This window comes from Mycobacterium intracellulare ATCC 13950 (genome assembly GCF_000277125.1).
Lineage (GTDB): Bacteria > Actinomycetota > Actinomycetes > Mycobacteriales > Mycobacteriaceae > Mycobacterium > Mycobacterium intracellulare.
The window spans coordinates 5,042,020-5,059,793 of record NC_016946.1 but is presented as its reverse complement, the minus strand read 5'-3'; the positions used below and the strand labels follow the sequence as shown (position 1 = coordinate 5,059,793).

Here is a 17,774-nt window from a genome sequence, read left to right as displayed (position 1 = left end):
GTCGTCTCCGCGGGCTCCGGCCGCGCTGCCCCTACCTCGCCGCTAGCTACGGTTGCCGTACTCGACCCGGTTGAGCACTGACGACTGCGGATCGCCCCCGGGGAGTGGCGGCTTCGTGTCTTGCTGGACCATCAACGTGATCCCGAAGATCGCGGCCGCGCCGAGCAACAGGCCAACCACAACGCTCGCTGCCGCGGGCGCAACGATCCGGTTCATCGACGGCTCCTGGGTAATTGCGGGGCTTGCGGTCGTGACTTCAACCTAGCGCCAACCTAGCAGAAGAGCGTTCGACCGAGCGCTCGTCACCAGTGCAGACAGTGTCCGTGGAAACAGCGGTCGCCGTATTGCACCTGATAGGGCAACGCCGGGCGCGCCGGCGCCTGCGCCGGGACGGCGGTGTCGTCGGCCACCGCGAGCGTGATGCCGACCGTCGTCGCGATCCCGACGGCCAACCCCGCCGCGATGCTGGCCGCGGCCGCCACCGTGAAACCGCTCATCGCCTGCTGACCTCCCCTGATGGGCAACCTACCGCTTGTGCCCCCTGGGGACGGGGACGAAACGCCCCCCTGTGAAAGCATGGCCCGATGGCATTTTCGCGCACCTTCGCCGTGCTCGCGGCCGCGTCGGCGCTGGTGGCCGGCTGCGGCCACCACCCGGCGCCACCCGCCCACTCGTCGACGTCGAGCAAGCCGGCGGCCGCGCCCGCGCCCCCGGTGTGCGCCGACCCGGCGGCGGTGCCGGCCGCGCTGGGCATCCGCGACAAGCTGGCCCAACTCCTGATGGTGGGCGTGAAGAACGCCGACGACGCCCGGGCCGTCGTCAACGGCTACCACGTCGGCGGGATCTTCATCGGCAGCTGGACCGACCTCGCAATCTTCCAGGGGCCGTTGGCGGACATCAGCGCCAAGGCGGGACCGCTGCCGCTGGCGGTCAGCGTCGACGAAGAGGGTGGGCGGGTGTCGCGGCTGAAGACCCTGATCGGGACGTCGCCGCCGGCCCGGGAGCTGGCGCAGACACAAACCGTCCAGCAGGTCCACGATTTGGCCGCCGACCGCGGCCGCAAGATGCGCGACCTGGGCATCACCGTCGACTTCGCTCCCGTGGTCGACGTCAGCGACGAGGACGACGACGCCGTCATCGGCAACCGTTCCTTCGGCGCGGACCCGCAGACGGTGACCGACTACGCCGGGGCGTACGCGCGGGGCCTCCGCGACGCCGGGCTGCTGCCGGTGCTCAAGCATTTCCCCGGGCACGGGCACGGCTCGGGTGATTCGCACACCGGCGGTGTGGTCACGCCGCCGCTCGCCGACCTGCAGACCAGTGACCTGGTGCCCTACCGGTCGCTGGTGGCCGCGGCGCCGGTCGCGGTGATGGTGGGCCACCTGCAGGTCCCGGGCCTCACCGGCGATGTCCCCGCCAGCCTGAGCCCCGAGGCGGTGCAATTGCTGCGAAACGGCGTCGGCTACAAGGGTCCGCCGTTCACCGGCCCGGTGTTCAGCGACGACCTGTCCAGCATGGCCGCCATCTCCGACCGGTACGGGGTGTCGGAGGCGGTGCTGCGCAGCCTGTTGGCCGGCGTCGACGTCGCGCTGTGGGTCACCACCGACGAGGTGCCCGCGGTGCTGGACCGCTTGCAAAAGGCCGTCGCCTCAGGCGAACTGCCGGCACGCCGGGTGGACGAGGCGCTGGTGCGGGTGGCGAAGATGAAGGGCCCCGGCCCGACCTGCGGGCACTAGCGGCGATCGCGAGCGCGGCCGGGCCGACCGCCGCAACCTTGAGTGTGAACTGACGGCTTTGAGTGTGCAGTGGCGGCGCGCCCGATCGGCGTGTCGCCGCCGCAGATTCACACCGAAAGCCAACGATTCACACTCGACGGGCCAAGGCGCGGCGGCGAAGACGGGCCAAGGCGAAGCCGGCGAAGCGGGTCGCCGCATCGTCCACCCCGGGCGAAGCGGGTTGCCGCCGTGGGCACTAGTGCTGTGCGGCCCGGGCGCATTGCTTACTCTTGAGTCAGATAGACGGGCTAGAGAGGCGAGCGATGGCGGGTGGTACCAAGCGGTTACCGCGCGCCGTGCGCGAGCAGCAGATGCTCGACGCCGCCGTGCAGATGTTCTCGGTCAACGGCTACCACGAGACCTCGATGGACGCCATCGCCGCCGAGGCGCAGATCTCCAAGCCCATGCTGTACCTGTATTACGGCTCCAAGGAGGACCTGTTCGGTGCCTGCCTGAACCGGGAAATGACCCGGTTCATCGACGTGCTGCGCGCCGACATCGACTTTCGGCAGAGCCCGAATGACATGCTGCGCAACACGATCGCGTCGTTCATGCGCTACATCGACGCGAACCGGGCGTCGTGGATCGTGATGTACACCCAGGCCACCAGCTCGCAGGCGTTCGCCCACATGGTGCGCGAGGGACGCGAGCAGATCATCGACCTGGTCGCCGGGCTGATGCGGGCCGGCAGCCGCGCGCCGCGGCCGGACATCGAGCACGAGATGATGGCCGTGGCGCTGGTGGGCGCCGGCGAGGCGGTGGCCAATCGGTTGTCCACCGGCGATATCGATGTCGACGAGGCGGCCCAGCTGATGATCGACCTGTTCTGGTACGGCCTCAAGGGCTCACCGGAGGAGCGGGAAGCGGCCCGGTCCCAGCCGGACGGCTCGGACGCCGCCGGCGACTAGACCCCTCTTTCGTCAGGTGGCCCCGATGCCCGTCGCCCGCACGGACCGCGGCAACCTCGACTTCTTTTGCGCGGTCGTCATCGTCGGGCTGCTGGCCGGCGTCGCTGGGTTGGCGACGACGCTCGTGCTGCGGGCGGTCCAGCACGCCACCTACCACTACAGCTTCGGCACCCTGCTGGCCGGGGTCGCCGCCAGCAGCCCGATACGCCGCGTGGTCGGCCCGATGATCGGCGCCGCGTTGGCCGCGCTCGGGTGGTGGCTGCTGCGGCACCGCACGGACGTGCCGCCGCTGGCGGAAACCATCGCCCGCCGAGAACGCGTGCCGCGGCTCTCGTGGAGCATCGACGCCATGCTGCAGGTGGTGCTCGTCGGGTCGGGAGCATCGCTCGGCAGGGAAGGGGCGCCACGCCAATTCGCCGCGGCGCTAAGCGATTTGGGAACCGGATGGCTCAAGCGGCTCTCCGGGCGCGACCGCGAGATCCTGCTGGCCTGCGCGGCCGGGGCGGGGCTGGGCGCGGTCTATGCGGTCCCGCTGGCCGGGGCGCTCTTCTCGATCCGGATCTTGCTGGGCACCTGGCACCCGCGCGCGGTGGGCGCGGCGTTCCTGTCCTCCGGCCTGGCGGTCGCCATCGGCTCGGCCATCACGCGCGATCAACCCAACCTGCAGTGGCCGATCGAGGAATCGACCTATCTGTTGACAGCGCACGGATTGCTGTTGGCGCCGGTGGCTTTCGCGGCGGGCTGGGCCTTCAACCGGTTGATGGCCGCGGCGCGGCCGCCGCGCCCGGTGCGAAGCTGGGTGCTGATCCCGGCGCTGGCCGGGGCGGGCCTGGTAATGGGCGTCTGCTCGCATTGGTGGCCCGAGTTACCCGGCAACGGCCGCAGCATCCTGACGGTCAGCCTGGCCAGCGGCATGACCCTGGTGTCCGCGCTGGCGATCCTGGCATTGAAACCCCTTCTGACAGCGTTGTTCCTGCGCGCCGGGGGTACGGGCGGGCTGCTGACGCCGTCGCTGGCCACCGGCGCGGCGGCGGGGGCGGCGCTGGTGCTGGCGATCAACTGGGCGAGCGGGACGCACCTGCACGTGCCGGCGGTGTCGCTGGCCGGGGCCGCCGGTGTGCTCGCGGTGACCCAGGGCTCGCCGATCTGGGCGGCGATCTTCGTGTGGGAACTCGCCCGCCCGCCGCTGTGGTTGTTTGCGCTGTTCCTGCTGACCGCGACCGCCGCCCACGCGCTGAAAGTGCTTGCCTGCGGGCGCGGTTCGACGCACGCCGGCTAGCCGGTCGCCACCGGTAGAAGCTAAAGCGGCCGGACCGTGCCGGTCAGGTGCGGGTATCCCTTGGCGATGTTGCGCAGCGAAAGGTCCCAGCCGTCGTCGTTTTCGTCGATGTAGAGACCGGCCGTCGCGGGCAGCACCAGCGGCTTGCCGAAGCGCACCGAGTACCGAGCCGCGTCCGGGATGGCGGCCTCGATGTTGGCCAATACGGCTGCGGCGCTGAACATTCCGTGCGCGATCACGGTGGGGAATCCGAACAGCTTGGCCGCGATCGGGTTGGTGTGTATCGGGTTGTGATCGCCCCCGACGACGGCGTAGCGCCGGATCAGGCCCGGGCTGATGCGCAGCACGGTGGGCGGTGGCGGCAGCTTGGGCTGTTTCTGCGGGGGCGGTTTGGGTTCGTCGGACAGGCTGGTGCGTTGCTGGTGCAGGAAGGTCGTGACCTGGTGCCACGCGGTGTCGTTGCCGACGCTGACATCGGTCACCAGGTCGACCAGCAGACCTTTGCGGTGTTCGCGCAGGTTCTCGGCGTGCACGTGCACGCCGACGGTGTCGGTGACCGCGATGGGGCGGTATTGGGTGATGTGGTTTTCGGTGTGCACCGAACCCATTGCGGCGAAAGGAAAGTCGAACCCGGTCACCAGCGACATCAGCGCCGGAAAGGTCAGCGCGAACGGGTAGGTCAGCGGCACGCAGTTGCCGTAGCGCAGGCCGGTCACCGCCGCGTACTCGGCGACGTTCGTGCGGTCGATGGGCAGTTCCTCGATGGTGACCGTGCGGGTGGGCAGTCCGCCGCCGCGGGACACCACCGGCAGGGCTCCCGCGGCCGCGCGCAGCAGATTCTTCAGGCCGCTTGGCTGGTTCATCACGTTCTCCTATGCGCCCAGCATGGCCTGGCCGCATACGCGAATGACGTTGCCGGTCACCGCGTTCGAGGCCGGGCTGGCGAAGTAGGCGATGGCCTCCGCGACATCCACCGGCTGGCCGCCCTGCAGCAGTGAGTTCATCCGGCGGCCGACCTCGCGGGTGGCCAGCGGGATGGCGGCCGTCATCTGGGTCTCGATGAATCCCGGTGCGACGGCGTTGATGGTGATGCCCTTGTCGTAGAGCTCCGGGGCCAGCGCCTGGGTCAGGCCGATCATCCCCGCCTTGGTGGTGGCGTAATTGGTCTGGCCGCGGTTGCCCGCGATGCCGGCCATCGACGACAGGCCGATCACCCGGCCGCCCTCGCCGATGCTGCCGTTGCCGACCAGCCCCTCGGTAAGGCGCAGCGGGGCAAGCAGATTGACGGCCAAGACGGCGTCCCAGCGCGCATCGTCCATGTTGGCCAGCAGCTTGTCGCGGGTGATCCCGGCGTTGTTGACAAGGACGTCGGCGTGGCCGCCGTGATGCTCGCGCAGGTGCTCGGTGATCTTGTCGACGGCGTCGGGGGCAGTGACGTCGAGCCACAGCGCGGTGCCCCCCACCCGGCTGGCCGTCTCGGCCAGCGCCTCGGCGGCCGATTCGACGTCGATCGCGACGACGCGCGCACCGTCGCGGGCGAACACCTCGGCGATCGTCGCGCCGATGCCGCGGGCCGCGCCTGTCACGATGGCGACCTTGCCGTCCAGCGGCCGTTCCCAATCACCCGGCGGTGTGGAGTCCGCCTCCCCGACATAGAACACCTGGCCGTCCACGTACGCCGACTTGGCCGACAGGATGAACCGCATGGTCGATTCCAGGCCCGTCGCAGCGGGTTTGGCGTCCGGCGACAGGTACACCAGCGCGACCGTGCTGCCGTTGCGCAGCTCCTTGCCCAGCGAGCGGGTGAAGCCCTCCAACGCGCGCTGGGCGATCCGCTCGTGCGGGTTGGCGGCGCCGTCGGGCGTGGTGCCGACCACCGCCACGCGGGCCGAGTGGCCCAGGTTGCGCAGCAGCGGGGTGAAGAACTCGTACAACCCCTTGAGCCCTTCGGGCGTGGTGATGCCGGTGGCGTCGAAGACCAGCCCGCCGAACTTGTCGGCCCAGCGCCCGCCCAGGTTGTTGCCGACCAGGTCGTAGTCGGCGTCCAGCGCCGCGCGCAGCGGCTCGACGACTCTGCCCTCCCCGCCGATCAGCAGCGCCCCGGCCAGCGGCGGATCACCGGCGCGATAGCGGCGCAGCGTCTCGGGTTGGGGAACACCGAGCTGCTTGGCGAGGAACGAACCAGGACCGGAGTTGACGATCTGAGAGAACAGATCGGACGAGACCTTGGGAGCCACCGGAGCTACCTTCCATGTTCTTGCGAAGTCGGGGTATGCCTACAGCACAACCGTATCGAGGACGAACTTACTGCAGAGTAAGAACAGTGGGTAGTATGGCCCCAGACGGGCGAATCCCAAACCGATAGACCGCACGAGCACGGAGAAAACAGTGGCCCCTGCAAGTTCTGAGGCAAGTACACCGGCTGCTCAGCGCAGCTCCGAGCGGCGGCGCGTCGCCATCCTGGGCGGCAACCGCATCCCGTTTGCCCGGTCCGACGGCGCCTACGCCGAGGCCTCCAACCAGGACATGTTCACCGCCGCGCTGGGCGGGCTGGTGGATCGCTTCGGGCTGGCCGGCGAGCGGCTCGGCGTGGTGGTCGGCGGCGCCGTGCTCAAGCACAGCCGGGACTTCAACCTCACGCGCGAATGCGTGCTCGGTTCGCAGCTGGCGTCGTACACGCCGGCGTTCGACCTGCAGCAGGCGTGCGGCACCGGCCTGCAGGCGGCGATCGCCGCCGCCGACGGCATCGCGGCCGGCCGCTACGAGGTGGCCGCCGCCGGCGGGGTGGACACCACCTCCGACGCGCCGATCGGCCTCGGCGACAACTTGCGCCGCACCCTGCTCAAGTTGCGCCGCGCCAAGTCCAACGTGCAGCGGCTGAAGCTGGTGGGCACGCTGCCCGCGACCCTGGGCGTGGAGATCCCGGTCAACAGCGAACCGCGCACCGGGCTGTCCATGGGGGAGCACCAGGCGATCACCGCCAAGCAGATGGGCATCTCGCGCGTCGCCCAGGACGAGCTGGCCGCCGCCAGCCACCGCAACATGGCCGCCGCCTACGACCGCGGCTTCTTCGACGACCTCGTCACGCCGTTTCTGGGGCTGTACCGCGACGACAACCTGCGAGCGGACTCGTCGGCCGAGAAGCTGGCCAAGCTGCGGCCGGTGTTCGGCGTCAAGGCCGGCGACGCGACGATGACGGCCGGCAACTCGACCCCGCTGACCGACGGCGCCTCGGTCGCCCTGCTGGGCACCGACGAGTGGGCGGAGGCCCACTCGCTCACACCGCTGGCGTACCTGGTGGACTCCGAAACGGCGGCGGTCGACTACGTCAACGGGCGGGACGGCCTGCTCATGGCGCCCACGTACGCGGTGCCGCGGCTGCTCGCCCGCAATGGCCTGAGCCTGCAGGATTTCGATTTCTACGAGATCCACGAGGCGTTCGCGTCGGTCGTGCTGTGTCACCTGCAGGCGTGGGAATCCGAGGAGTACTGCAAGGGGCGGCTGGGGCTGGACGCCGCGCTGGGCTCGATCGACCGGTCCAAGCTCAACGTCAACGGCTCCTCGCTGGCCGCCGGCCACCCGTTTGCCGCCACCGGCGGGCGGATCCTGGCTCAGGCCGCCAAGCAGCTCGCGCAGCGAAAGGCCGAGCAGAAGGGCGCGGGCAAGCCGGTGCGCGCCCTGGTCTCGATCTGCGCGGCGGGCGGCCAGGGAGTGGCCGCGATCCTGGAGGCCTGACCGTCGGGCCGATGAGATGGGTCACATCGGGTTAGCGATCGAAGGCGACGGGTATCCGTGACCCCGGATGGCCCCGTGTTGTGGTCTGACCCCCCGACCCCGACGGCAATACGGGGCATCCCCCGGAACGACCGCCTGTCGGTCTCGGCCGATGGGCGTCCGAAAAGGGCCGCCGCTGGAGTGAGGGGATCCAGCGGCGGCCTTTTTGGTTCCTTCGACGGACCGACTCCTCCGATGTAACCGCGCGGTATTGGGCATTGCGGTGATCGCCCGGTCGTCGATCAGGCGCGGTCGTGGAGGGTGACGTGGTAGCCGTCGGGGTCGGCGAAGGTGAATGTCCGGCCGAAGGGGCCGTCGATCGGTGCGGAGACGATGGTGTGGCCGTCGGCCACGAGAGCATCGTGGATGCTCTGGACGTCGGTGGCGTGCACCCAGATCGCGGCACCGATGCCGGGCTGAGCCACGGATGCGAGGTCGGTGCCCGGAGCGACCTCGCGGAGCGCGAACGCGATTGGCTGCGTTTCGAACACAACGGCGTGCGGAGGTCCGGCCGGCGAGCGGACGAGGCCGAGGTACTGCTCGTAGAACGCCTGCGATGCGTCGAGGTCGCGCGCTTGCAGGGAGATGAAGTCGGGGCCGGTGGCGGGCATGACGCTGCTCCTTCGATTCGTGTCAGATTTCTGACATAGCGAAGTATGTCAGAATACTGACATGAGTCAAGAGGGTGTCGGCGTAGACCTGGATACGTCCCTGGGCTACGCGCTGAAAGAGGCGTCGAGTGCGCTGCGCGCGGCCATGGAGGAGGTGCTGCGCCCGCTCGGGATGAGCGTGACGCACTACTCCTGCCTCGAGCTGCTCGCGCAACGGCCGGGTTTGTCGAACTCCGAGCTCGCGCGGGGCGCGTTCGTGACACGGCAGTCGATGAACGTGCTCCTTCAGGCCCTGGAGCGCGACGGCTATGTGGCCCGGCCCGCGGAGGCACCCGTCGGGAAGATTCTTCCCACGCGCCTCACGCCGCGTGGCCGACAGAGCCTGGAGAAAGCCAGCAAGGCGGTCCGGTCCGTCGAGGTCAGAATGCTGGCCGGCCTGACCGAGGCCCAGCGGTCAGACGCGTTCCGGATCCTGCACAGCATGACCCGGTCCCTGCGCGATGGCCCGGGTAGGAGTACACCCGAACGATAAAAACCCGTCCAGACGACCTCGCCGGCGCACAAAAATCCCCCGCCTTCTTTCGGAGGCGGGGGATTTTTGTGCGTCCCTACGAAGCGGCCTAGAAGGCGGCCTCGTCGAGCTCCATGATGTCGTTGTCCAGCGTCTCGATGACCTCGCGGGTGCTGGTCAGCATCGGCAGGAAGTTCTTCGCGAAGAACGACGCCACCGCGACCTTGCCCTCGTAGAAGGCCTTGTCGTCACCGCTGGCGCCGGCGTCGAGTGCCGCCACGGCCACCGCGGCCTGACGCTGCAACAGCCAGCCGATGACCAGGTCACCGACGCTCATCAGGAAGCGCACCGAACCCAGACCCACCTTGTAGAGGCTGGTCACGTCCTCCTGCGCCGCCATCAGGTAACCGGTCAGCGAGGTCGCCATGGCCTGAACGTCGGTCAGGGCCTTGGCCAGGTACTCGCGTTCCGTCTTCAACCGCCCGTTGCCGGACTCGCTGTCGACGAACTTCTGGATCTGCTCGGACACGTGGGCCAGCGCCACACCCTTGTCGCGGACGATCTTGCGGAAGAAGAAGTCCTGCGCCTGGATGGCGGTGGTGCCCTCGTAGAGCGAGTCGATCTTGGCGTCCCGGATGTACTGCTCGATCGGGTAGTCCTGCAGGAAGCCGGACCCACCGAACGTCTGCAGGCTCTCGGTCAGCTTGGCGTAGGCCTGCTCCGAGCCGACACCCTTGACCACCGGCAGCATCAGGTCGTTGACCTTCACGGCCAGCTCGGCGTCCACACCGTGCAGGGCCTCGGCCACCGCGGCGTCCTGGTAGGTCGACGTGAACAGGTACAGCGCCCGCAGACCCTCGGCGTAGGCCTTCTGGGTCATCAGCGACCGGCGCACGTCGGGGTGGTGCGTGATGGTCACCCGCGGTGCCGTCTTGTCGGTCATCTGGGTCATGTCCGCGCCCTGGACCCGGGACTTCGCGTACTCCAACGCGTTCAGGTAACCCGTCGACAGGGTCGCGATGGCCTTGGTGCCGACCATCATGCGGGCCTGCTCGATCACGTCGAACATCTGCGCGATGCCGTTGTGCACCTCGCCGACCAGCCAGCCCTTGGCGGGAACGTCGTGCTGGCCGAAGCTCAGCTCACAGGTCGCCGACACCTTCAGGCCCATCTTGTGCTCGACGTTGGTGACGAACACGCCGTTACGCTCGCCCAGCTCACCGGTCTCGAAGTCGAACAGGAACTTGGGCACGAAGAACAGCGACAGGCCCTTGGTGCCGGGTCCGGCGCCCTCGGGGCGCGCCAGCACCAGGTGGAAGATGTTCTCGAACAGGTCGCCGGAGTCGGCCGAGGTGATGAATCGCTTCACACCGTCGATGTGCCAGGACCCGTCGTCCTGCTTGACGGCCTTGGTCCGCCCGGCGCCGACGTCGGAGCCGGCGTCCGGCTCGGTGAGCACCATGGTCGAACCCCAGCCGCGCTCGGCGGCCAGGACGGCCCACTTCTTCTGCTCCTCGGTGCCGAGGTGGTACAGGATGTTCGCGAAACCCGCGCCGCCGGCGTACATCCACACGGCCGGGTTGGCGCCCAGGATGTGCTCGTGCAGCGCCCACAGCAGCGACTTGGGCATTGCCACGCCGCCGAGGGCCTCGTCGATGCCGACCTTGTCCCACCCGGCCTCGATGACGGCGTGTACGGACTTCTTGAAGGATTCCGGCAGCGTCACCGAGTGCGTCTTCGGGTCGAAGACCGGCGGGTTGCGGTCGCCCTCGACGAACGAGTCGGCGATCGGCCCCTCGGCCAGCCGGCTCATCTCGTTGAGCATTTCGTTGGCGGTGTCTACGTCCAGGTCGCTGTATTCGCCCTGGCCCAAGGCCTTGTCAACGCCCAATACCTCGAACAGGTTGAACGCCTGGTCGCGGACGTTGCTCTTGTAGTGGCTCACTACGGTCCTCCTCGTTGAGAATGCCACTTGTGGTTGGGTACTAGGTCTAAGTTACCCACCAGTAACAACACCTAAAATATCGTTAGCGTCAGTGGGATGCAAGCGGATGTGAGCTAGATTTCATTGCCTAATTAACCAACCGGTTGGGAAGGGTGCGCCGATGCCGTCGAAAACCCGCGCTACCTGCGGAGACGGGCGCGGGACGATCGATGTGCCGGGCGTCACTGCGGTGCCGGTCGTCGACCTGCGCGCCGATCCGGCGCGGTTGCGGGACGGTCTGCGCGAAGCCGCCCACCGGGTCGGATTCTTCTATCTGACCGGCCATGGGGTCGCCCCGGAATTGGTGACGCGGATGCTCGAGGCCGCGCGCCGGCTCTTCGCGCTGCCGCAGCACGACAAGGACTCGGTCGCCATGGTGCGCAGCCCGCATTTCCGCGGCTACACCCGCCTGGGCGGCGAGGTGACCCGCGGCGAGGTGGATTGGCGCGAGCAGATCGACATCGGGCCGCAACGTCCGCCGATCGGCGGGCTGGGCAAGTCCGACTACCGGTGGCTACAGGGTCCCAACCAGTGGCCGGCCGCGCTGCCCGAGCTGCCCGGACTCGTCGAGGAGTGGGACGCCGCGCTGTCGGCGGTGGCCCGCACCCTGCTGCGGCACTGGGCGGCCTCGCTGGGCAGCCCGGCGGACGTGTTCGACCCCGCCTTCGCCGAAACCCCGGCCACGCTGATCAAGATCATCCGCTACCCGGGGCGCGCGGCCGGCTCCCAGGGCGTGGGCGCGCACCGGGACGCCGGAGTGCTCACGCTGCTGCTGGCGGAGCCGGGCAGCCGGGGCCTGCAGGTGCGGCGGGCGTTCGACGGCGCCTGGATCGACGTCCCCCCGCGCGAGGGGGCGTTCATCGTCAACATCGGTGAACTGCTGGAGGCGGCGACGCGCGGCTACCTGCGGGCCACCGAGCACCGGGTCAACCTGCAGGGCCCGGCGACCGACCGGATCTCGGTGCCCTACTTCTTCAATCCGCGCCTCGACGCGCGGATACCCGTGCTCGCGCTGCCCCGCGAACTCGCGGCGGGCACCGGGACGGACTGGGCGGCGTCGCAGGATCCCGCCGACCCCATCTTCTCGGTCTACGGCCGCAACGCCTGGAAGAGCCGGCTGCGCTCGCACCCGGATGTCGCTTCCGCGCATGGGTATTGGGCAGAGCGCTTAGAAAACGAGTAAGGGTGTCCGCGCCGGGACGATGCGCGCCGGGTAGGGTCGGACCCGAAAATACGTCTGGCGCTCTAGGGGCGAAAAAGTCCGGTGAACTCGAACAACAAGCTGACAGCGTCGTCACTTCGTGAGGCCTTCGGTCATTTCCCATCGGGTGTGGTGGCCATCGCCGCCGAGGTGAACGGAACCCGGGAAGGGCTGGCCGCCAGCACCTTCGTGCCGGTCTCGCTGGACCCGCCGTTGGTGTCGTTCTGCGTGCAGAACACCTCGACGACGTGGCCCAAACTCAAGGACCTGCCCATGCTGGGCATCAGCGTGCTCGGCGAGGCGCACGACGAGGCCGCCCGCACGCTGGCCGCCAAGACCGGCGACAGGTTCGCCGGCCTGGAGACCGTCTCCCGGCCCACCGGGGCGGTGTTCATCAAGGGCACCGGCCTGTGGCTGGAAAGCGCCATCGAGCAACTCATTCCCGCCGGTGACCACACGATCGTCGTGTTGCGGGTCAGCGAGGTGACCGTGGACGCCGACGTGGCGCCCATCGTGTTCCACCGGAGCAATTTCCGCCGCTTGGGCGCCTGAACCGGGGCCGCCGGCGCGCGCTAGGGGCGGTGGCTGAGTTCTTCCCGGAAGCCCTGGATGCGGCTCTCGAGTTCGGCGGCGTCGTTGTGCCGCCCCTCCTTCTGCGCGAGCTGGGCGCGCACGGACAATTGCCGGATCGCGGTCCGAATGTTGTTGATGCTGGCGGTTTCTCGCCTGGGTTCCATCAGCTGCCTTTCCGGTCGTTGGTACAGCGGCCGTCCATCCGGACGGCCCGACAGGATGCAGGTTGGTTACCCGGGTACCGCGACGCCCTAACCCCGCCAGCCGGTGAGGGCGCGGCGGGAGCGCTCAGCGACGGAACAGCTTGTTACCGAGCCAGACCACCGGGTCGTACTTGCGGTCGGCGACGCGCTCCTTCATCGGGATCAGCGCGTTGTCGGTGATCTTGATGTTCTCCGGGCAGACCTCGGTGCAGCACTTGGTGATGTTGCAGTACCCCAGGCCGTGCTCTTCCTGGGCGTCCTTGCGCCGGTCCCGGGTGTCCAGCGGGTGCATCTCCAGCTCGGCGATCCGCATCAGGAAGCGGGGGCCGGCGAACGCCTTCTTGTTCTCCTCGTGGTCGCGGACCACGTGGCACACGTTCTGGCACAGGAAGCATTCGATGCACTTGCGGAACTCTTGGGAGCGCTGGACGTCCTCCTGCGCCATCCGGTACTCGCCGGGTTGCAGGTCCTTGGGCGGTGCGAAAGACGGTATCTCGCGGGCCTTCTCGTAGTTGAACGAGACGTCGGTGACCAGGTCCCGGATCACCGGGAACGTCCGCAGCGGCGTGACCGTGACGACCTCGTCCTCGGCGAACGTCGACATCCGGGTCATGCAGAGCAACCGCGGATAGCCGTTGATCTCCGCGGAGCACGAGCCGCACTTGCCCGCCTTGCAGTTCCACCGGACCGCCAGGTCGGGCGTCTGGGTCTGCTGCAGGCGGTGAATGATGTCGAGGACGACCTCACCCTCGTTGACCTCGACGGTGAAGTCCTGCAACGCACCGTTGGCGTCGTCGCCGCGCCACACCCGCATCGTCGCGTTGTAGGTCATTTACTTCTCCGTCCTGGGTGTCCGCCCTGGATGCCCGGCGAGCTCCTCGTCGGTGTAGTACTTCTCCAGCTCGGCGATGTCGAACAGTTCCAGCAGATCGGGCCGCATCGGCGTCTGCTCTTTCTTCGTGATGGTGATGTCGGGGATCACCGCGGCTTCAACGTCGCCTGGCTCGGCGACTGCCTCGCAGACCAGCAACAGCTTGCGCCACGACGAGTCCATCGACGGGTGGTCGTCGCGGGTGTGCCCGCCCCGGCTCTCGGTGCGCTGCAGCGCGGCCTTGGCGACGCATTCGCTGACCAGCAGCATGTTGCGCAGGTCGATGGCCAGGTTCCAGCCCGGGTTGTAGCGGCGCTGCCCCTCCACATGCAGGTTCTTGAACCGCTCCCGCAGCTTGTCGAGCCGGGCCAAAGCCTCGGAGATCTCGTCGGCATTGCGGATGATGCCGACCAGGTCGTTCATCGACTGCTGCAGCTCGAGCTGCAGGGTGTAGGGGTTCTCGCCGGGGCCGCCGCCCGCCGGCGCCTCGAAGGGGGACAGGGCCCGCTTCGCCGCCGCCTCGACGGCGCCGTCGCCGACCGTCGGACGGCTGCTCAGCGCCCGCACGTAGTCGGCGGCGCCCAGGCCGGCGCGCCGGCCGAACACCAGCAGGTCCGACAGCGAGTTGCCGCCCAGCCGGTTCGAGCCGTGCATGCCGCCGGAGCATTCGCCCGCGGCGAAGAGCCCGGGCACGGTGGCCGCCCCGGTGTCGGCGTCGACCTCGACGCCGCCCATCACGTAGTGGCAGGTCGGCCCGACTTCCATCGGCTCCTTGGTGATGTCGACCCCGGCCAGCTCCTTGAACTGGTGGTACATCGACGGCAGGCGGCGGTTGATCTCCGCGGGCGTCAGCCGCGACGCGATGTCGAGGAAGACGCCGCCGTGTGGGCTGCCCCGGCCGGCCTTGACCTCGGAGTTGATCGCGCGCGCGACCTCGTCGCGCGGCAGCAGGTCAGGGGTGCGGCGGGCCGAGTCGTTGTCCTTGAGCCACTGGTCGGCCTCTTGCTCGGTCTCGGCGTACTGGCCTTTGAAGACCGGCGGGATGTAGTCGAACATGAACCGCTTGTCGTCGGAGTTCTTCAGCACCCCGCCGTCGCCGCGAACGCCCTCGGTGACCAGGATCCCCTTCACGCTCGGCGGCCACACCATGCCCGTCGGGTGGAACTGGACGAACTCCATGTTGATCAGGGACGCGCCCGCCCGGAGCGCCAGGGCGTGCCCGTCGCCGGTGTACTCCCAGGAGTTCGAGGTGACCTTGAACGACTTGCCGATGCCGCCGGTGGCCAGCACCACCGCGGGCGCCTCGAACAGGATGAAGTTGCCGCTTTCGCGGATGTAGCCGAACGCCCCGGCGATCGCGTCGCCGTCCTTGATCAGTTCGGTGATCGTGGTTTCGGCGAACACCCGGATGCGGGCCTCGTAGTCGCCGAGCTCGGCGTAGTCCTCCTGCTGCAGCGAGACGATCTTCTGCTGCATGGTGCGGATCAGCTCCAGGCCGGTGCGGTCACCGACGTGCGCCAGCCGCGGGTAGGTGTGCCCGCCGAAGTTGCGCTGGCTGATCTTGCCGTCCTTGAGGCGATCGAACAGCGCGCCATAGGTTTCCAGCTCCCAGACGCGGTCGGGGGCCTCCTTGGCGTGCAGTTCGGCCATCCGCCAGTTGTTGAGGAACTTCCCACCGCGCATCGTGTCGCCGAAGTGGGTCTTCCAGTTGTCCTTCGGGTTGGTGTTGCCCATCGAGGCCGCGCACCCACCCTCGGCCATCACGGTGTGTGCCTTGCCGAACAGGGACTTGCACACCACCGCGACCCGCAGGCCGCGTTCGCGCGCCTCGATGACCGCGCGCAATCCCGCGCCGCCGGCGCCGATGACGACTACGTCGTAGGCATGCCGCTCGACATCAACCATGAAAACCCTCGCTAGCTACGTTCTGATTTGTAAGTCAAATGGCTTTTCAGCCAACGAATCTCAGGTCGCTGATGGCGCCGCTGGCCACCAGTGCGATGTAGAAATCGGTGAGCATCAGGGTGCCCAGCGTGATCCAGGCGAACTGCTTGTGCCGGGTGTTCATCGCGCTGACCTGCGTCCAGATCCAATACCGCACAGGGTTTTTGGAGAAGTGCTTGAGTCGCCCACCGGTCACGTGCCGGCAGGAGTGGCAGGACAGCGTGTAGACCCACAGCATGATGACGTTGCCCAGCAGGATCAGGTTGCCCAGCCCGAAGCCGAATCCGCCCGGCCCGCTGTCGGAATGGAACGCGACGATCGCGTCGTAGCTGTTGACGATCGAGATGAGGCAGGCGATGTAGAAGAAGTACCGGTGGGTGTTCTGGATGATCAGCGGGAACTTCGTCTCGCCGCTGTAGTGCACGCGGGGCTCGGCCACCGCACACGCGGTGGGCGACTGCCACACCGTGCGGTAGTAGGCGCCGCGGTAGTAGTAGCAGGTCAACCGGAACAGCAGCAGGAACGGCAGCGACACCGCCGCATACGGCAGCCACCACACGTCGGGCAGGAACTGCGGCCAGATGTCGCCGGCCTCACCGCAACCCTTGCTGACGCACGGCGAGTAGAACGGCGTCAGGTAGTGGTATTTGGGGACGAAGAAGTAGTTCTGCTGGAACGCTCGTGCCGTCGCGTAGATGACGAATGCGGCGAAGCCGAGGTCGATCCTCAGCGGCGACATCCACCACCGGTCGGTACGGAGGGTCCGCTGCTGTATACGGGCGCGCGTGGGTGAAAAGACACCGGACGCAGGACGGTTCGCCGTGGGTGCGCTCATCTAGTTGTTCCTCTTCGAACGGGCTGTCTGTCGAAGGGTACACAGAGAGAAGGCCCCCTCCAGCGGGGGGCATGGAGTCGGGGCGCTCGGGTTGTTCAGGCCCTGTTGTGACCGCCGACGCCCTCGTCGTCGACATCACGCCAGAATTCGCTGTCGTACTGGGTGTCGGGGATGACGATCTTCTCGCCCGACTGCTGCACGGTGGCACCCGCCAGGTCCAACTCGGACACGTCGGTGTCGAGCAGATCGACGTCGGACAGGATGCGGTCGGCGTCGATGACGATGCGACGCATCGCGGGGCTGTCGCCGTATCGCGACCGCAGCGAGCTCACGCACCGCCGCAGGCCGCCGATCAGATCGTGCAGTTCGGCGAATTCTGTCGTGCCAGTCGTGCTCGTCAACGCATCTCCTCGGCAGTGTTTCGGATCACAGTACGTCCCCAATACTATCCACGGCACAGGCGAACGTCAGACCATTGAGCTCCGACGCCAAGGGAGCAAACACTGATGACGGGCCCCACCACGCCGGCCGAGCGCGCCGCCACCCTGTTGAAGCTGCACCGGCCGGGCAACCCGGTCATCCTGCCGACCGTGTGGGACGCCTGGTCGGCGCGACTGGCCGTCGGCGCGGGATTCGCCGCGCTGACCGTGGGGAGCCATCCGATGGCGGACTCGATCGGCAAACCCGACAACGAGGGCATGTCGTTCGACGACGTGCTCACCCGCGTCGCGCAGATCACCGCGGCGGTCTCGGAAACGGAAGGCGTCCCGGTCTCGGTGGACATCGAATCCGGCTACGGACTCCCGGCCGACCGCCTGATCGAGGGCCTGCTGAGCGTCGGGGCCGTCGGGCTGAACATCGAGGACACCGTGCACTCGGAGGGCGGACGGCTGCGGTCCGCCGAGGAACACGCCGAGCTGGTCGGCGCGCTGCGGTCGGCCGCCGACGCGGCGGGAGTGCATGTGGTCATCAACGCCCGGACCGATCTGTTCCTGCGCCAAGACGGCGAGGAGTCCGATCGCGTCGACCGCGCCGTGGCGCGACTGAATCAGGCGGCCGCCGCCGGCGCCGATGTCCTGTACCCGGTCGGCCGCCACCACCCCGACACGTTGCGGCGCTTGACCGCGGAATTGGTGTTGCCGGTCAACGCGATCGCGCTGCCCGACCAGGACGACCCCGCGGCCTTCGGTCCGCTGGGCGTGGCGCGAATCAGCTTCGGGCCCTTCCTGCAGGCCGCGCTGACGGGCCGGGCCAACGAGCTGCTCGCCCGCTGGGGCTGACGCGCAACAGAGGGCAAAAGCCCCC

19 protein-coding genes are annotated in these 17,774 nt (G+C 68.4%); 8 read left to right on the top strand and 11 right to left on the bottom strand.

Features of this window, described 5'->3' with window-relative positions; genetic code table 11:
* Nucleotides 1–42 precede the first annotated feature (42 nt).
* Together OCU_RS50795 and OCU_RS48405 are read right to left on the bottom strand one after the other, a co-directional pair.
* Nucleotides 43–216 carry a DUF2613 domain-containing protein gene (locus tag OCU_RS50795; RefSeq protein ID WP_007769006.1) on the bottom strand — a complete coding sequence of 58 codons (174 nt, stop codon included), beginning with the start codon at nt 214–216 and terminating at the stop codon, nt 43–45.
* An 86-nt stretch (nt 217–302) separates the two neighbouring features.
* A complete protein-coding gene (locus OCU_RS48405; RefSeq protein ID WP_014381395.1) occupies nt 303–497 on the bottom strand; it encodes a DUF2613 family protein in 195 nt (64 codons plus the stop codon).
* Between the two features lie 87 nt (nt 498–584).
* Here OCU_RS48405 and OCU_RS48400 point away from each other — a divergent pair, with 87 nt between their 5' ends.
* The 3 genes from OCU_RS48400 (at nt 585) to OCU_RS48390 (ending at nt 3,962) form a co-directional block, all read left to right on the top strand.
* Complete coding sequence (locus OCU_RS48400; RefSeq protein ID WP_014381394.1) at nt 585–1,736, top strand: glycoside hydrolase family 3 N-terminal domain-containing protein; 1,152 nt, start codon at nt 585–587, stop codon at nt 1,734–1,736.
* Between the two features lie 302 nt (nt 1,737–2,038).
* Entirely contained in the window at nt 2,039–2,683 is a 645-nt protein-coding gene (locus OCU_RS48395; protein WP_014383448.1) for a TetR/AcrR family transcriptional regulator, read from the top strand.
* Between the two features lie 25 nt (nt 2,684–2,708).
* Nucleotides 2,709–3,962, top strand: a complete 1,254-nt coding sequence (locus tag OCU_RS48390) for a chloride channel protein (protein ID WP_036459866.1) — start codon at nt 2,709–2,711, stop codon at nt 3,960–3,962.
* Nucleotides 3,963–3,982: 20 nt separating this feature from the next.
* Here OCU_RS48390 and OCU_RS48385 read toward each other — a convergent pair whose 3' ends face one another.
* Nucleotides 3,983–4,825: a MaoC/PaaZ C-terminal domain-containing protein gene (locus tag OCU_RS48385; protein ID WP_008261782.1), complete on the bottom strand. Its 843-nt coding sequence runs from the start codon at nt 4,823–4,825 to the stop codon at nt 3,983–3,985.
* Between the two features lie 9 nt (nt 4,826–4,834).
* On the bottom strand, nt 4,835–6,199 hold the full coding sequence (locus OCU_RS48380) for a 3-oxoacyl-ACP reductase (protein ID WP_014381390.1): 1,365 nt from the start codon (nt 6,197–6,199) through the stop codon (nt 4,835–4,837).
* A 151-nt stretch (nt 6,200–6,350) separates the two neighbouring features.
* Here OCU_RS48380 and OCU_RS48375 point away from each other — a divergent pair, with 151 nt between their 5' ends.
* A complete protein-coding gene (locus tag OCU_RS48375; RefSeq protein ID WP_008261765.1) occupies nt 6,351–7,697 on the top strand; it encodes an acetyl-CoA C-acetyltransferase in 1,347 nt (448 codons plus the stop codon).
* Nucleotides 7,698–7,978: 281 nt separating this feature from the next.
* Here the strand turns inward: OCU_RS48375 and OCU_RS48370 are convergent, their stop codons facing one another.
* Nucleotides 7,979–8,347: a VOC family protein gene (locus OCU_RS48370; RefSeq protein ID WP_014381389.1), complete on the bottom strand. Its 369-nt coding sequence runs from the start codon at nt 8,345–8,347 to the stop codon at nt 7,979–7,981.
* A 61-nt stretch (nt 8,348–8,408) separates the two neighbouring features.
* Here OCU_RS48370 and OCU_RS48365 point away from each other — a divergent pair, with 61 nt between their 5' ends.
* Nucleotides 8,409–8,879: a MarR family winged helix-turn-helix transcriptional regulator gene (locus OCU_RS48365; protein ID WP_014381388.1), complete on the top strand. Its 471-nt coding sequence runs from the start codon at nt 8,409–8,411 to the stop codon at nt 8,877–8,879.
* An 88-nt stretch (nt 8,880–8,967) separates the two neighbouring features.
* Here OCU_RS48365 and OCU_RS48360 read toward each other — a convergent pair whose 3' ends face one another.
* On the bottom strand, nt 8,968–10,803 hold the full coding sequence (locus OCU_RS48360) for an acyl-CoA dehydrogenase (protein ID WP_014381387.1): 1,836 nt from the start codon (nt 10,801–10,803) through the stop codon (nt 8,968–8,970).
* Nucleotides 10,804–10,963: 160 nt separating this feature from the next.
* On the opposite strand from OCU_RS48360, the gene OCU_RS48355 reads away from it, so the two are divergent.
* Together OCU_RS48355 and OCU_RS48350 are read left to right on the top strand one after the other, a co-directional pair.
* A complete protein-coding gene (locus tag OCU_RS48355; RefSeq protein ID WP_179293537.1) occupies nt 10,964–12,025 on the top strand; it encodes an isopenicillin N synthase family dioxygenase in 1,062 nt (353 codons plus the stop codon).
* An 81-nt stretch (nt 12,026–12,106) separates the two neighbouring features.
* Nucleotides 12,107–12,595 carry a flavin reductase family protein gene (locus OCU_RS48350; protein WP_009954328.1) on the top strand — a complete coding sequence of 163 codons (489 nt, stop codon included), beginning with the start codon at nt 12,107–12,109 and terminating at the stop codon, nt 12,593–12,595.
* Between the two features lie 20 nt (nt 12,596–12,615).
* Here the strand turns inward: OCU_RS48350 and OCU_RS51455 are convergent, their stop codons facing one another.
* From OCU_RS51455 to OCU_RS48330, 5 genes are all read right to left on the bottom strand, one after another.
* Nucleotides 12,616–12,780 carry a hypothetical protein gene (locus tag OCU_RS51455; RefSeq protein ID WP_008261761.1) on the bottom strand — a complete coding sequence of 55 codons (165 nt, stop codon included), beginning with the start codon at nt 12,778–12,780 and terminating at the stop codon, nt 12,616–12,618.
* A gap of 124 nt (nt 12,781–12,904) precedes the next feature.
* On the bottom strand, nt 12,905–13,651 hold the full coding sequence (locus OCU_RS48345) for a succinate dehydrogenase/fumarate reductase iron-sulfur subunit (protein ID WP_003874034.1): 747 nt from the start codon (nt 13,649–13,651) through the stop codon (nt 12,905–12,907).
* Complete coding sequence (locus OCU_RS48340; RefSeq protein WP_014381385.1) at nt 13,652–15,595, bottom strand: fumarate reductase/succinate dehydrogenase flavoprotein subunit; 1,944 nt, start codon at nt 15,593–15,595, stop codon at nt 13,652–13,654. It lies immediately after the preceding gene.
* Between the two features lie 46 nt (nt 15,596–15,641).
* Complete coding sequence (locus tag OCU_RS48335) at nt 15,642–16,469, bottom strand: hypothetical protein (RefSeq protein ID WP_008261757.1); 828 nt, start codon at nt 16,467–16,469, stop codon at nt 15,642–15,644.
* A 95-nt stretch (nt 16,470–16,564) separates the two neighbouring features.
* Nucleotides 16,565–16,870 (bottom strand): hypothetical protein, encoded by a 306-nt coding sequence (locus OCU_RS48330; RefSeq protein WP_008261755.1) that lies wholly within the window; start codon nt 16,868–16,870, stop codon nt 16,565–16,567.
* A gap of 105 nt (nt 16,871–16,975) precedes the next feature.
* Here OCU_RS48330 and OCU_RS48325 point away from each other — a divergent pair, with 105 nt between their 5' ends.
* Nucleotides 16,976–17,749 (top strand): isocitrate lyase/PEP mutase family protein, encoded by a 774-nt coding sequence (locus tag OCU_RS48325; RefSeq protein WP_009954320.1) that lies wholly within the window; start codon nt 16,976–16,978, stop codon nt 17,747–17,749.
* Nucleotides 17,750–17,774 lie beyond the last annotated feature (25 nt).

Coding starts and splice junctions, on each gene's coding strand:
- OCU_RS48390 (WP_036459866.1), top strand. CDS start 2,709: ATGCCCGTCGCCCGCACGGACCGCGGCAACCTCGACTTCTTTTGCGCG.
- OCU_RS48345 (WP_003874034.1), bottom strand. CDS start 13,651: ATGACCTACAACGCGACGATGCGGGTGTGGCGCGGCGACGACGCCAAC.
- OCU_RS48370 (WP_014381389.1), bottom strand. CDS start 8,347: ATGCCCGCCACCGGCCCCGACTTCATCTCCCTGCAAGCGCGCGACCTC.
- OCU_RS48405 (WP_014381395.1), bottom strand. CDS start 497: ATGAGCGGTTTCACGGTGGCGGCCGCGGCCAGCATCGCGGCGGGGTTG.
- OCU_RS48325 (WP_009954320.1), top strand. CDS start 16,976: ATGACGGGCCCCACCACGCCGGCCGAGCGCGCCGCCACCCTGTTGAAG.
- OCU_RS48355 (WP_179293537.1), top strand. CDS start 10,964: ATGCCGTCGAAAACCCGCGCTACCTGCGGAGACGGGCGCGGGACGATC.
- OCU_RS50795 (WP_007769006.1), bottom strand. CDS start 216: ATGAACCGGATCGTTGCGCCCGCGGCAGCGAGCGTTGTGGTTGGCCTG.
- OCU_RS48340 (WP_014381385.1), bottom strand. CDS start 15,595: ATGGTTGATGTCGAGCGGCATGCCTACGACGTAGTCGTCATCGGCGCC.
- OCU_RS48395 (WP_014383448.1), top strand. CDS start 2,039: ATGGCGGGTGGTACCAAGCGGTTACCGCGCGCCGTGCGCGAGCAGCAG.
- OCU_RS48365 (WP_014381388.1), top strand. CDS start 8,409: ATGAGTCAAGAGGGTGTCGGCGTAGACCTGGATACGTCCCTGGGCTAC.
- OCU_RS51455 (WP_008261761.1), bottom strand. CDS start 12,780: ATGGAACCCAGGCGAGAAACCGCCAGCATCAACAACATTCGGACCGCG.
- OCU_RS48385 (WP_008261782.1), bottom strand. CDS start 4,825: ATGAACCAGCCAAGCGGCCTGAAGAATCTGCTGCGCGCGGCCGCGGGA.
- OCU_RS48335 (WP_008261757.1), bottom strand. CDS start 16,469: ATGAGCGCACCCACGGCGAACCGTCCTGCGTCCGGTGTCTTTTCACCC.
- OCU_RS48400 (WP_014381394.1), top strand. CDS start 585: ATGGCATTTTCGCGCACCTTCGCCGTGCTCGCGGCCGCGTCGGCGCTG.